The organism is Cupriavidus numazuensis (genome assembly GCF_905397435.1).
Taxonomy (GTDB): Bacteria; Pseudomonadota; Gammaproteobacteria; order Burkholderiales; family Burkholderiaceae; genus Cupriavidus; species Cupriavidus numazuensis.
This window is the reverse complement of the sequence record NZ_CAJPVI010000011.1, coordinates 81,594-94,782: the sequence shown is the minus strand read 5'-3', so window position 1 is coordinate 94,782 and position 13,189 is coordinate 81,594. Positions and strand designations below refer to the sequence as shown.

Annotated in this window: 12 protein-coding genes; 8 read left to right on the top strand and 4 right to left on the bottom strand. The window is 65.2% G+C overall.

Annotated features, from left to right (window positions below):
* The first annotated feature begins 161 nt into the window (after positions 1-161).
* From KHO41_RS11020 to KHO41_RS10990, 7 genes are all read left to right on the top strand, one after another.
* Entirely contained in the window at positions 162-1,010 is an 849-nt protein-coding gene (locus KHO41_RS11020) for a fumarylacetoacetate hydrolase family protein (protein ID WP_211953317.1), read from the top strand.
* Positions 1,011-1,051: 41 nt separating this feature from the next.
* Positions 1,052-2,734: a bifunctional 3-(3-hydroxy-phenyl)propionate/3-hydroxycinnamic acid hydroxylase gene (locus KHO41_RS11015; RefSeq protein ID WP_211953316.1), complete on the top strand. Its 1,683-nt coding sequence runs from the start codon at positions 1,052-1,054 to the stop codon at positions 2,732-2,734.
* Positions 2,735-2,749: 15 nt separating this feature from the next.
* Complete coding sequence (locus tag KHO41_RS11010) at positions 2,750-3,598, top strand: VOC family protein (protein ID WP_211953315.1); 849 nt, start codon at positions 2,750-2,752, stop codon at positions 3,596-3,598.
* Positions 3,599-3,653: 55 nt separating this feature from the next.
* Entirely contained in the window at positions 3,654-4,967 is a 1,314-nt protein-coding gene (locus tag KHO41_RS11005) for an MFS transporter (RefSeq protein ID WP_211953314.1), read from the top strand.
* A 79-nt stretch (positions 4,968-5,046) separates the two neighbouring features.
* Complete coding sequence (locus KHO41_RS11000; RefSeq protein ID WP_211953389.1) at positions 5,047-6,123, top strand: porin; 1,077 nt, start codon at positions 5,047-5,049, stop codon at positions 6,121-6,123.
* Positions 6,124-6,132: 9 nt separating this feature from the next.
* Positions 6,133-6,855, top strand: a complete 723-nt coding sequence (locus tag KHO41_RS10995) for a class II aldolase/adducin family protein (protein WP_211953313.1) — start codon at positions 6,133-6,135, stop codon at positions 6,853-6,855.
* 41 nt (positions 6,856-6,896) lie between these two features.
* Entirely contained in the window at positions 6,897-7,844 is a 948-nt protein-coding gene (locus KHO41_RS10990; protein WP_211953312.1) for a Bug family tripartite tricarboxylate transporter substrate binding protein, read from the top strand.
* A 108-nt stretch (positions 7,845-7,952) separates the two neighbouring features.
* Here KHO41_RS10990 and KHO41_RS10985 read toward each other — a convergent pair whose 3' ends face one another.
* The 3 genes from KHO41_RS10985 to KHO41_RS10975 form a co-directional block, all read right to left on the bottom strand.
* Positions 7,953-8,855, bottom strand: a complete 903-nt coding sequence (locus KHO41_RS10985; RefSeq protein WP_211953311.1) for an SDR family oxidoreductase — start codon at positions 8,853-8,855, stop codon at positions 7,953-7,955.
* A 54-nt stretch (positions 8,856-8,909) separates the two neighbouring features.
* Entirely contained in the window at positions 8,910-9,446 is a 537-nt protein-coding gene (locus KHO41_RS10980; RefSeq protein WP_211953310.1) for a cyclic nucleotide-binding domain-containing protein, read from the bottom strand.
* A 69-nt stretch (positions 9,447-9,515) separates the two neighbouring features.
* A complete protein-coding gene (locus KHO41_RS10975) occupies positions 9,516-10,253 on the bottom strand; it encodes an SDR family oxidoreductase (RefSeq protein WP_211953309.1) in 738 nt (245 codons plus the stop codon).
* Between the two features lie 244 nt (positions 10,254-10,497).
* Here KHO41_RS10975 and KHO41_RS10970 point away from each other — a divergent pair, with 244 nt between their 5' ends.
* Positions 10,498-11,409 (top strand): LysR family transcriptional regulator, encoded by a 912-nt coding sequence (locus tag KHO41_RS10970; protein WP_211953308.1) that lies wholly within the window; start codon positions 10,498-10,500, stop codon positions 11,407-11,409.
* A 93-nt stretch (positions 11,410-11,502) separates the two neighbouring features.
* On the opposite strand, the gene panP is transcribed toward KHO41_RS10970, so the two are convergent.
* On the bottom strand, positions 11,503-13,137 hold the full coding sequence (panP, locus tag KHO41_RS10965; protein WP_211953307.1) for a pyridoxal-dependent aspartate 1-decarboxylase PanP: 1,635 nt from the start codon (positions 13,135-13,137) through the stop codon (positions 11,503-11,505).
* Between the last annotated feature and the right edge of the window lie 52 nt (positions 13,138-13,189).

The window sequence follows — 13,189 nt, the reverse complement described above, 5'->3', positions numbered from 1 at the left end:
CCACCCTTGCTCCGATGTCAGATGCCGCGAGCATAACACCAATCACACCCTGAATGAATGCAAGATTCCCGCCATCTGAACTTAGTGGTAAACGTGAACTGCATTATTCGCATATTATGCGAATAATACAGACATCCGATCGCGAGCACCCAGGAGATCCCATGAAACTCGTCAGCTTTGCACACGGTGGCCGCCAGGGCTTTGGCGTAGTCGTCGGCGACCAGATTGTTGATCTTGAGCCACACCAAGCCACTGTCGGCGCCAGCCTTCACGACGCGCTGTCGCGCGGCACGCTGGGCCGTATCGCCGATATCGCTGCCACGGCCCGGCCCACGCTGGCACTTGCCGAAGTGGAGTACTTGCCGGTGATTCCGGACCCGGGCAAGATCCTGTGCGTCGGCATCAACTACGCGTCCCATGTGCGCGAGACCGGCCGCGAGATGCCGCAGTACCCGATGTTCTTCACGCGCTTTGCCGATTCGCAGGTGGCGCACGGCCAGCCGATCATTCGCCCGCGCATCTCGCAGAAGCTGGATTTCGAAGGCGAACTCGCGGTGATCATCGGCAAGACCGCGCGCCATGTGCGTGCCGAAGATGCGCTTGGCCATGTGGCCGGCTACGCCTGCTACAACGACGGCAGCGTGCGCGACTGGCAGAAGCACACCATCCAGTTCACGCCGGGCAAGAACTTCCCGCAGACAGGCGCCTTCGGCCCGTGGCTCGTGACCACCGACGAGATTCCCGATCCGTCGCAACTGACGCTGACGACGCGCCTCAATGGCGAGGTCGTGCAACAGGCGCGCACCGACGACCTGATCTTCAGCGTCGGCGACGTCATTGCCTATTGCTCCACCTTCACTGAACTACGTCCGGGCGACGTGATCATCACCGGCACCACCGGAGGCGTCGGCGCGTTCCGCAATCCGCCGCTGTGGATGCGTCCCGGCGACACCGTCGAGGTGGAGATCTCCGGCATCGGCATCCTGCGCAACGGGATTCGGGATGAGTAAGCCGTGTGTTGCGTACCGGATTGCCGGGTAAGGAGAGAGCCATGACCCATTCCCATTCCCCAACGCTCACCGCCGCCGTGCTCGTGGTCGGCGCCGGTCCGACGGGCCTGACGCTGGCCAATATTCTCGGGCAGCACGGCATCGACACGATCCTGATCGATCGCAAGCCCGGTACGGTGTCGGAGCCACGCGCGGTGTCCATCGACGACGAATCGCTGCGCACGATGCAGGCCATCGGTCTCGCCGATGCGGTGCTCAAGGACGTGGTCGCAGGCTATGGCGTGCATTACCTGACGCGGCCCGGCGGGCGCTGCTTTGCGAAAGTGGAACCGACCGCAAGCGAGTATGGCTATCCGCGACGCAATGCCTTTCGCCAGCCGCTGTTCGAAGCCACGCTTCGCGAAGGGCTACGGCGGCATGCGTCGGTGCGCGTGCTGTTCGAGCATGCGCTGCAGTCGCTGGCGCAGGACGAGCAGGGCGTGCACGCAGTGCTGGAAGGACCAGAGGGCACAGTCCTTGTCGAAGCGGCCTATGCCGTCGGTACCGACGGCGGCCGCAGCTTCGTGCGGCAGTCCATCGGCGCGACGCTGGTGGGCTCGTCGTTCAAGGCGCGCTGGCTCGTGGTCGATACCGAGAACGACGCTGACCCGTTCTGGCAGACGCGTGCCTACTGCGACCCGGCGCGGCCCATCGTCGAAGTGCCCGGGCCACACCACACGCGCCGCTTCGAGTTTCTGCTCAAGCCGCGCGAGACCGACGAGGACATCCTGCGGCCCGAGCGGATCGCTGAACTGCTGCGCCCGTTCCTGGGTGACCGTCCCGCGCAGGTGGTACGCAAGACCGTGTACACCTTCCATGCACGCGTGGCGGACCGCTGGCGCGTGGGACGCGTCTTCCTGGCCGGCGATGCAGCGCATCTGACGCCTCCGTATGCAGGGCAGGGCATGAACAGCGGCGTGCGCGATGCGCACAACCTCGGCTGGAAGCTCGCAGCGGTGCTGCATCGCAAGTTGTCGCCGGCCGCGCTCGATTCCTATGAGGCCGAGCGTCGCGATCATGCCTGGGCACTGATCCGCCTGGCGCTGAACCTCGGCATGGTGATGGCGCCGCGCAATCGCCTCGTGGCGTGGGCCTGGACCGCGTTCTTCCGTGCCACGGCGCTGGTGCCGCCGGTGCGCGACTACTTCCTGCAGATGAAGTTCAAGCCCAAACCGCGCTTTCACGACGGTCTGCTCGTGACCAGCCAGGCCGATACCGTAGACCTGGTCGGGACCATGCTGCCGCAGCCGACCGTACGAACCGCCGACGACAGGAGCGTGCCGCTCGACGAAATCACCGGCCACGGCTTTTCCCATATCGCGATCGGTGCCGAAGCCATGGTGGCCGACGCTGACCTGAACGACGTGGCACGGGCGATGTGGCGCAGGCTCGGGACGCGGCGCGTCGTGCTGCTGTCGGCCATGGATCCGCAGGCCGTGCGGAGGGCCCGGGAGCGCGGCTATATCCCGGTGGCGCTCCCGGCCGAGTCGATGCCGAAGACGCTGGGTGCGCTCGCCGGCAAGGTGGTGGTCGTACGGCCGGACCGCTGTGTCGCCGGCGTATTCGGCCGCGACGACGCCGAGGCCTGGGCTGCCGCATTCAGCGCGCGGCTCGGCATGGATCTCGCCGCCCACGACAAGGCTGGTGAAGCGCTTGCGCTGCCCCGTGCCGCACTGAACCGCTAACCCCTGAGGGTCAAGATGACTACGCTACAGACCAGCACGCCACTCCGGCTGCATCACCTTCATCTCCGCAGCAGTGCGCCGCAAGTATTGGCCGCGTTCTACGAGGACCTGTTCGAACTGCGGCCGGCAACGGCACCCGATGGCCTTCTGGCGCTGGCCGGCGGCGAACGTGCGGTGGTCATCCACTCAGGCCAGGCCGGTGAGGCGGGCACACTGGCGATGGCCGCCTATGCGGCGCGTTCCGCCGAAGAGCTCGCCGCACTGCGCGCAAGGCTTGGCGATATCGTGCAGGACGCCGGCGCGGCAGGTGAGGTCTTCTTCCGCTCCGGCGCTTTCACCGTGACCGACCCGCAAGGCCGCCGCCTGCTGTTCGGCGTGCCGCGTACGCGCCGCGAGCCCGACAGCATGGCCGCACGGCTGCAGCACACGGTGTTCCAGACGACCGATCTTGCTGCGGTGGTGGATTTCTATGTCAATCGCATCGGCTTCACGATCTCGGATGAGGTGGTGGCGGACGACGGCGCCGTGGCCACGTGCTTTCTGCGCTCGGACGACGAGCATCACTCGCTTGCGTTCTTCCAGGGCTCGAACAACGTGTGGGATCACCACTGCTACGAGACCACCTGCTGGAACGACATCCGCGACTGGGCCGACCGTTTCGCACGCGTGCGCCGCGGCATCTTCTTCGGGCCGGGGCGACATGGCCCCGGCAACAACCTGTTCTTCATGGTGACCGACCCAGACGGCAACCGCGTGGAACTGTCAGCCGAACTCGAGCAGGTGGGTGCCGACAAGACGCCGGGCGTCTGGCCACACGAGGAATACACGCTCAATTCCTGGGGACGCGGCTGGATCCGCACCTGATCAGACCGCCATCACGCAGAGAGGGGACACCCCCCGCAATACCGGAGACAACATCATGATTGCGCAGGGACAGCCCCTACTGGTTCAGGACGTCATCGACGCGCGTCCGCTCGGACGTTTCCAATGCATTGCCATCGGCCTGTGCATTCTCGTGGCGGTGCTCGACGGCTTCGACACGCAGACCATCGGCATGCTGGCGCCGTCGATCGCCGCCAGCCTGGGCGTACCGGTCAAGTCGTTCGGGCCCGCATTCAGCGCGGGCCTGATCGGCATGCTGCTGGGCGCCGTCACGCTCGGGCCGCTTGCCGACCGCTACGGCCGCAAGACGATGATCGTGTTCTCGTGCGTGCTGTTCGGCAGCCTGTCGCTCGCCACCGCCCACGTCACCACGCTGGAGCAACTGTTCGTGCTGCGGCTGCTGACTGGCGTGGGCCTGGGTGGCGCGCTGCCCAATGCGATCGCACTGGCCTCCGAGTACGCGCCGCAGCGCTATGCGCGCACGACGGTGACCACGCTGATGTGCGGCATGCCGCTCGGCGCCGTGCTGGGCGGCGTGGTATCCGCGGCGCTGCTGCCCCGTGCGGGCTGGCAGTCGGTATTTATCGTGGGCGGCGTGCTGCCGCTCGCGGTGGCCGTGCTCATTGCGCTGGTCATGCCGGAATCGGCGCGCTTCCTGCTGGCACGGGGGCGCGACATGAAGCAGCTGGCGCACATCATGCGGCGCATCGCGCCGGAGCTGCGCGGCGATGAACGCTATCGCAGCGCCGACACCACGGCGCGTACGACCGGCGTACCGATTCGGCTGCTGTTCACCGAAGGGCGCGCGCTCGGCACGGTGCTGCTCTGGATTCCGTACTTCCTCAATCTGGTGGTGCTGTATTTCATCGTGAGCTGGATGCCGGCCGTGCTGCTCGGCGCGCACCAGCCTGCCTCCGCCGGGATTGCCGCGATCTCCGCCTTCAGCGTGGGCGGCGTGCTCAGCTCCGTGGTGCAGGGCGCACTGATGAACCGGCTCGGCGCGCGCCGTGTGCTGTTGTGCGAATTGCTGGCCTGCGCGGCGCTGATGCTGGTGCTCGGCACCTGGCCGGAAGACTACGCGCTGGTCGTAGCGGCTAGCTTCGCGATCGGCGCGGTGGTGCAGGGCGCGCAGGCCGGCTTCAACGCACTGGCGGCGGAGTTCTATCCCACGCACATGCGCGCCACCGGCGTGGGCTGCGCGGTTGGCATCGGCCGTATCGGCTCCATCAGCGGACCGGTGCTGGGCGGCATGCTGCTGGCCTGGAACTGGAGCCCGGGCGCCATCTTCATGGCGGGCATCGTGCCCGCCATGATCGCCGCGGTCGCCGTGGCAGCCAACCGATCGAAATAAGCGACGCGGTCCCGGTTCGGGACCGCTCGACAACAAGAAACTCCTGAGGAGACTTCAATTGAAGCAATTGGCAGTGGCCATGACGCTGTGCGCGTCGATGGCCGGGGCGGGTTTCGCCCATGCGCAGTCGTCGGTGACCGTATATGGCGTGTTGGATACGGGCGTGGAGCTTGTGACCAATGTCGGCGCGAGCAAGGACAGCGTCGTGCGCATGCCGGGCCTTTCCGGCACCGTGCCGTCGCGCTGGGGCCTGCGCGGGACCGAAGACCTGGGCGGCGGACTCAAGAGCCAGTTCGTGCTCGAATCCGGCTTCGCGCCCGATTCCGGGGTGTCGAACCAGGGCGGGCGGCTGTTCGGGCGGCAAGCCTGGGTAGGACTGTCAGGCAAGTGGGGGCAGGTGGCATTCGGCAGGCAGTACACCATGCTGTTCTGGTCGATGCTCGAGCCCGACATGCTCGGTCCCAACACCTTCGGCTCGTCTTCACTCGACAGCTATCTGCCAAGTGCGCGCGCCGACAACGCGGTGTCGTACAAGGGCAAGTTCGGCGGCTTCACCATCGGTGGGACCTACAGTCTCGGCCGCGACACTGTCAACGCGAACAGTCCCTCTGGCACGAACTGCGCGGGAGAGAACCCCGCGGACCACCGGGCGTGCCGAGAATGGTCCGCGCTGCTGATGTACGAAAGCGGCACGTGGGGCGTCAGCGCGGTGTACGACTCGCTGCGCGGCGGCCCCGGTGCGTTCGGCGGCCTGAGCAACAGCGGGCTGAAAGACGACCGGCTTGGCCTCAACGGCTACGCGAACATCGGCAAGGCCAAGGTGGGCGGCGGCCTGCTGCGGCGCGACAACGACGGCAGCACCACGCCGCGCAGCGACATGTGGTTCCTCGGCATGTCGTACGCGTTCACGCCGGCGTTCACCGTGGATGCCGAGGCGTACTACCTGCGCTTCCACAACAGCCCGAACAAGGCTTGGCTTTATGCGGCGCGAACCACTTACGCCTTCAGCAAGCGCACGTCGCTGTATGCGACGGCCGGTTTCCTGGACAACCGGGGCAACCTTGCACTATCGATCAGTTCAGGCGCAGCGGGAGCTGTTCCGGCGCCGGGCAACAACCAGATCGGCGCGATGATCGGCATGAAGCATATCTTCTAGGGAGGACGCATGGACACGAACCTGATCGCGGATCTGGTGGATGCCGGCCATATCCTGTTCAACGAAGGCGTGCTCGATGCGTTCGGCCACGTCAGCACGCGCCATCCGGATGGCGACCGCTTCCTGCTGTCGCGCAGCATGGCCCCTGCCCAGGCGACGGCGAGCGACATCCTCACCTTCGGCCTCGACGGCGAACCCTTCGATGCGGGCGGGCGGAAGGTCTTCCTCGAACGCTATATCCATGCCGCAATCTATCGTGCGAGGCCAGAGGTGCAGGCCGTGGTGCACAGCCACTCGCCCGCATTGATCCCGTTCGGCGTGGTGCGCGGCGCGACACTGCGGCCGATCTGCCACATGAGCGGATTCCTGGCGCGTGGCGCGCCGGTGTTCGACATCGCCGATGCCGCGGGTGATGCCACTGACATGCTGATCCGCGACAACGCGCTGGCCGACGCACTGGTCCGCAGTCTCGGCAACGCCACGGTAGTGCTGATGCGCGGGCACGGCGTCACCGTCGCGGCCGGGTCGCTGCGCAAGGCCGTGTACTGCGCGGTGTACGCGCAACTCAACGCGCGGCTCGTGCTGGATGCCGCGCGGCTGGGCGGCGATATCCACTACCTGTCGCGCGAGGAAGGACTTGCCGCCGAAGCGGCCAATGACGGACAGATCGGCCGCGCCTGGGAACTCTGGCGCCGGGCGGCCGAGGACGCCACGGCGGCATTCCGCTCGTGACCACGCCCGCAGCTCACCCAACACTTGTTCAGGAGATCTCCATGCATGTTTCGCGAACCCTGGCATCCCTGTGCCGCCGCATCCTTATCCTTGGGCCGCTGTGTCTGCTTGCAGGCATGGCACCGCCTCTGCTGGCGCAGGACGCCTGGCCGTCGCACCCGGTGCGGCTGGTCGTACCGTCGGCGCCCGGTGGCGGGACGGATGTCTACGCGCGGCTCATCGCCACGCAGTTGTCGAAGTCGATGAAGCAGTCGTTCGTGGTCGACAACCGGCCGGGCGCGAGCGGACAGATCGGTACCCAGGCCGTTGCGCACTCGCCCGCCGATGGCTATACGTTCCTCATCGCCTCAAACGCGGCCGTGGCGATCAGCCCGGCGCTCTACAGCAAGCTGCCTTTTGATGTCGACAAGGATCTCGCGCCTGTGGCGCGCGGCGTGGTCGCGCCAATGGTCCTGGTCACGAACGCGTCGTCGGGCATCAGGAGCTTCAGCGATCTGATCCGGCTCGGCAAGGAGAAGCCCGGCCAGATTCCCTACGGCTCCGCCGGAGAGGCAAGCCCGCCATACCTGAGCGTGCGCATGATCGAGGAGGCCGCGGGCGCCCGCTTTCTTCATGTGCCGTACAAGGGCGTGGGGGCCGCGTATCAGGACCTGTTAAGTGGCCGCCTGCAGTTCATGTTTACGGACCTGAGTTCAGTGCAGGCCTATATCAAGGCCGGCAAGCTCAAGCCACTGGCCGTGAACCGCAAGACTACGTTGCTGCCCGATGTGCCGTCGCTGGCCGAACCGGGGCCCGCGCGGATCGATGTGACCACGTCATTCAGCGTGTTCGCACCGATCGGCGTGCCGGCACCGATCGTCAGGAAGCTGAGCGAGGAAATCAATGCCGCCATGAAGTCGCCCGAGCTGGCGCGCGCTCGAGACCAACGCGCTCGTTCCCGTGTTCGACACGCCGTCCGCGTTCAAGACGTCGATCCGCGAGGAGCGTGAGCAGTGGGCGGCGTTCATCAAGCGCAATGGCATCCGCATCGAATGATCCGGAGTGGCGGCAAGCCGGCGCGGATCTCCAAAGATGGATATCTTCACCGGCATTGGACCTTACCGGAGCTGCGCATGTGGCGACAGAAGGTCTGCCAATCCGATCTTCGTGAACAGTTCCGTGCGCACGCGATCGGCGACGGCATTGACCACCTCGGCCCCATCCTGAGCCGGATCGACATGCACCCGGAAAGGGCGCTTGCCATGCGGCAGGCCGACTACCCGGACAATTTCTCGGGCGACCTCCGCGGGATCGGCATCGCTTGGCTCAAGGTTCGCCAGTCCTTCGAGCGCATGTTCCGCCACACCCGCGTAGGGGCCGTTTTCATATTCGGCCACAACATGGCTGTCCGCGGCCTTGCCAGAATGGGCAAAGTGATTCGTGCCCTTGGTGAAGGCGCCGGGCACCATGATCGTGGTTTCAATGCCCCAGCGCGCGAGTTCCGCCGAGTACGAGACCGCCAGTGCATCCATTGCCGCCTTGGCGGCAAAGTAGGGCGCCAGGAAAGGCGGTGTGCCGCCACGCGTGGAGGACGAACCGACCCAGACCAGCAACCCCTTCCGCTGCTTGCGCAAGAACGGCAGCGCGACTCGGTTGAGCCGCTGGGCGCCGAGCACATTGACGTCGTACTGCTGGATCAGTTGCTCCGGGGTAAAGGCTTCAGCCGGGCCAAAGACCATGTGGCCGGCGTTGTGAACGACGACATCCAGGCCACCCGCGTCAGCCAGCACGTGGTGGATGGCGGAGGCGACGGAAGCGTCGACCTGGACATCGAGTTCGACAGTACGCAGGTCCGCGGCATGCTCGGCGGCCCATTGGGCAATCTCTGCGACGCGGGGCGCATTGCGCCCCGCAGTCTCGCGCATGGATGCATAGACGGTGTGGCCGGCCTGAGCCAGGGCCTTGGCGGTCATGAGTCCGAAGCCGGACGATGCGCCGGTAACAAGAACGATATGGGACATGATGGTGGGAATCGGAATAGGGTGGATGAATCGCAGTCGTGCCGGAGGGACAAGCTATGGTGCGGTGACGACCTGCGGTGACGTGGATAGCTCGCGGTAGAAGGCATTACCCGAGCTGAGGTGGTGGTCGAAGCGGAATCCCCAGGCCAGCATTTCGTCCATGTCCCGGGCAGAGATGTTCATGACGAAACTATGTTCTGTGGCGGCAAGCCTGAACGCGCCCGTTGGAATCAGCGCCCGATTGAACCACTTGCCCGGGTCGGCATGGCCGCTGGCATGATGCTGGCCCTCAAGCTCCAGGTCCCAGCTGCCATCGAGGAGCACCCAATAGCCGGTGCCGTCGCCGGGGCCGTCGCTGCTGACAATGGATTGTCCAGCCTGGACTTCCCATTCACGCGAATGCTGAATGACCCAGCGCAGCTGGTCCGTGTTCAGCGCGGTGAAGAAGGGCGTATGGCGAAGCAGATAGAGATAGGTAACGGTGGGCTTCATGGGTAGATCTTTCTGTGATGCGCGAAATCCACAGGCTGTAGTGGCCCCGATCGCGATCAGGATGAGCAAGGCGGCGAGCGGCTTGCGAGCGTTGGACACGGTTGACCTCCGGATGCGTTGGATACCGTGGCGTGATACGGCTGTCACGCCACGCAGGATGTATCCGGATCAGGCTACGCCACCGTTGGCGCGCAGCACCTGACCATTGACCCAGGCACCGTCCTTGCCAGCCAGGAAGGCCACGACGCCGGCGATGTCCTCCGGCTGGCCCAGTCGTTCCAGCGGCGGCATCTTGGCGAAGGTCTCGATCTGCTCCTCTGTCTTGCCATTGAGGAACAGGTCCGTGGCCACCGGGCCGGGCGCCACGGCGTTGACCGTGATGCGGCGGCCGCGCAATTCCTTGGCGAAAACGCGGGTGAAAGCTTCCACCGCAGCCTTGGTGCCGTTGTAGATCGCGTAGCCGGGCAGGTTCAGCGCCAGGGTGGTGCTCGACAGGTTGATGATGCGGCCGCCGTCGTTCAGTCGCGTACCAGCTTCGCGCAGGGTGTTGAACACCCCCTGGGTATTGATCGCGAAATTCTGCGCGTACAGCTCGTTGCTGGTCTGCGCCAGGGGAGCCGTCTTGAGGATGCCGGCGTTGTTGACCAGCACGTCGATCTTGCCGAGCTTTTCTTCGACCGTGGCGAACATGGCATGCACCTGTTCAGCCCTGGAGACGTCGGCCTGGACCGCGATGGCCGAGGCGCCAGCCTGCGCCAGCTCGGCCACCAGGGCGTCGGCTTCGGCCGCATTGGAGGCGTAGTTGATGGCGACGGCGAAATCGTCACGGGCCAGCCGGCGGGCGATGGTGGCACCGATGCCGCGCGACGCGCCGGTGATCAGGGCAACTTTGGAAGTGGTGGTCATTGTCTGAATCCTTCGGTTGAGGTGGTGAGAAGGATTCTGGACTGTTCACCTCCAAAGATAATTACGCGCAAATTGCGATCACAATTCCATTTGCTTTAACTTTCCGGAGAACCTGATCTATCCTGCCGTCCATAGGCCGTCTTTTGGCAAAGCGCTCGATCCGCCAGGCGTCGGCGCCCGGGTCGGGAGAGGCGCATACGTCTCTCGACCGGCCCTGTTTCGTTCAAATCAACAATGGCCGCTGATGGATCGTTTCCAGGAAATGCAGGTTTTCGTACGAATCGCGGATCGGCGCAGCTTTTCGTTGGCGGCCGAGGATCTCCAGATTCCGCGCGCGACGGTGACCAATCTCATCAAGCGGCTGGAGCAGCGTCTCGGCGTCAGGCTGCTGGAGCGCACCACCCGGCAGGTTCGCATGACGCATGACGGCGAGGCCTATTACCATCGTTGCTTGCGCCTTCTGACCGACCTGGAAGAGGCAGAGAGCTCGTTTCGCGACGCGCCGCCCAAGGGCCTGCTGCGCGTGAACCTGCAGGGCACCCTGGCCAGGCATTTCGTCATGCCGGCCCTGGGTGAGTTCCTGGCACAGTATCCGGACATCACTCTGCATGTCGGCGAGGACGACCGGCTGGTGGACCTGGTTCGGGAAGGCGTGGACTGCGTACTGCGCGCCGGCGTCCTGCAGGACTCGTCCCTGATCGGGCGGCAGATCGCGTTGCTGGAACAGGTCACCGTGGCAAGCCCTGCGTACCTTGAGCGGCATGGCGTGCCGAACACGCTGGATGATCTGAAGGACCACTACGCGGTGAACTACGTTTCCAGCGCGACAGGGCGGGCAAGCGGCCTGGATTTCCAGGCTGGCGAGGAAACCGTCGATCTGCAACTCAGGTCGAAGATCTCGGTAACCGGGGCGGATCTCTATACGGGTGCCGCGATCTCGGGACTTGGGCTCGTGCAAGTGCCTCGGTACCGGATCGAGAAAGAACTGGCCGAAGGCCGGCTACACATCGTCTTGCCTGACAGCCCGCCGCCACGGATGCCTGTCTCCGTGCTATATCCGCAGAACCGGCAGCTATCGGCGCGCGTGCGAGTGTTCTCTCAATGGCTGGCGGCTCGTTTCGTGGCTCTGGTGCCTGGGCCGAAGGAACGCTCCTGATGCGCGCTTCTTTTGACAGACGCGGCGCGCCAGTCGTTGGCGCGAGCCGCGCAGGCGTTGGTAGCCACTGTCAGCGCTGAAGCCCGCCGCTGGCTACACCAGCGCCATCAGCGCAGTCATGCATGGGCTGACCGCCGCCAGCGCGCGCTGCTCGTCCAGGATCTCCTGCAGGATGGCATGCGTCGTGTCCGGATTGGCCAGCACCACGCGGAAAACGGCAATCGGGCGTCCAGCGAACTGTGTCGACGTCAACTGCGTGCGCGATACGAACGAGCGGCCGGCATCGCGCTGCATTTCCTGAATGCTGATGGTCAACGCATCGAGCGCATCCAGGATCTTCTCGCGCTTGTCCTCCGAAGCCGTTGCCAGTGCTGCACGCACGGTTTCAGGCAAGTAGCGATAGGTCAGCAGGCAAAGCTGCGGATGGCTGACGAGCTCCAAATCCGGCTGCTGCGCAATCAGCGATGCAAAGTAGTGGGCGTTGTCGATGCTACGGTCGATCAACTGCGCCAACCCCTTGCGACCGAGCAGGTGCAGGTTCGCGTAAAGCATGACAGCCGCCGCGCCACGCGAGCCTTCGAGCGTATGGCGTCCCAGGTCCACCGAGCCCTTGCGCACGATGTAGTTCGCATGCTGGATGATTTCCTGCGTCCACGCCGGGTTCCGGAACAGCACCATGCCGGCGCCCATCGGCACGTAGAACTGCTTGTGCGCGTCGATGACGACGGAATCTGCACGCTCGATGCCCGCGAAGCGCCAGCGCTCGCGCTCCGAAAGCAGCGTGGCGCCGCCCCATGCCGCATCCACGTGGAAATGGCAACCGGCTTCCTGAGCAATATCCGCAATCGCATCCAGAGGATCGACCGAGCCCGTCTCGGTCGTCCCCGCTATGCCGACGATCGCCATCGGACGGATGTTGCGCTGCTGCAGGTCACGCAGGGTGTCGCGCAGCAGGTCGATGCGCATGCGGCCGTCTGCATCGACCGCGACAGGCACGAGATTGTCGCGCCCGATGCCGAGCACATCGGCTGCCTTGCCCAAGGAGTAGTGGCCGCGCTCGGAGACAACGATCGCGAGGCCGTCATAGCCGTAATGGCGCAGCGCAGCCACCATGCCGGCACGATGGATGCCGGCGAAGCCATCACGCGCGCCCAGCAGCTTGTTGCGGCTCGCCCATAACGCAGTGAGGTTGGCGACCGTGCCGCCAGAACAGATGGCGCCGAGCGCGTGGTCGGCATCGTGCAACCATCTGCCATAGAACGCGCTGTCCTGGCCAAACACCAGCTTGTGCAGCATGCCGACGACCTGGCGCTCGAGCCCGGTCAGCGCGCCCGACGTCTCCAGCTTCACGACGTTCTGGTTCAGCGCAGCGACCACCTTGGCCAGGGACGGCATGAACGACGGCAGCGACGACGTCATGTGTCCCACGAAGGTCGGCGATGCCACGGGCATCACGTGCCGAAACACGTCATGAAGCAGGTGATCGGCATGCGCTTGCGGCGACGTCGGCGTCTCTGGCAGGTCTACCGACGCGAACACTGCCTCGCGTGTGTGGCAAGCGCCGACCGGTTCAAAGCTCTTGCCGGCGAAGAAATCCGCCGGATGCTCGGCGATCAGTCGCTCGAGCGATTCGAACGCACCGAGATCCGCGTCGAACCAGCGCAAGGGGCAGTCGTCGCCCCCGTCCGTGCTTTGGGAGGTCTTTTCGAGAGAGGTGTCCGGCGTCATTGCATTAGCGTGTGAAACGCAGCGAGGTCTCTAGTGAAGCTTGGGCCGGTGC

Coding starts and splice junctions, on each gene's coding strand:
- KHO41_RS11020 (WP_211953317.1), top strand. CDS start 162: ATGAAACTCGTCAGCTTTGCACACGGTGGCCGCCAGGGCTTTGGCGTA.
- KHO41_RS11015 (WP_211953316.1), top strand. CDS start 1,052: ATGACCCATTCCCATTCCCCAACGCTCACCGCCGCCGTGCTCGTGGTC.
- KHO41_RS11010 (WP_211953315.1), top strand. CDS start 2,750: ATGACTACGCTACAGACCAGCACGCCACTCCGGCTGCATCACCTTCAT.
- KHO41_RS11005 (WP_211953314.1), top strand. CDS start 3,654: ATGATTGCGCAGGGACAGCCCCTACTGGTTCAGGACGTCATCGACGCG.
- KHO41_RS11000 (WP_211953389.1), top strand. CDS start 5,047: ATGACGCTGTGCGCGTCGATGGCCGGGGCGGGTTTCGCCCATGCGCAG.
- KHO41_RS10995 (WP_211953313.1), top strand. CDS start 6,133: ATGGACACGAACCTGATCGCGGATCTGGTGGATGCCGGCCATATCCTG.
- KHO41_RS10990 (WP_211953312.1), top strand. CDS start 6,897: ATGCATGTTTCGCGAACCCTGGCATCCCTGTGCCGCCGCATCCTTATC.
- KHO41_RS10985 (WP_211953311.1), bottom strand. CDS start 8,855: ATGTCCCATATCGTTCTTGTTACCGGCGCATCGTCCGGCTTCGGACTC.
- KHO41_RS10975 (WP_211953309.1), bottom strand. CDS start 10,253: ATGACCACCACTTCCAAAGTTGCCCTGATCACCGGCGCGTCGCGCGGC.
- KHO41_RS10970 (WP_211953308.1), top strand. CDS start 10,498: ATGGATCGTTTCCAGGAAATGCAGGTTTTCGTACGAATCGCGGATCGG.
- panP (WP_211953307.1), bottom strand. CDS start 13,137: ATGACGCCGGACACCTCTCTCGAAAAGACCTCCCAAAGCACGGACGGG.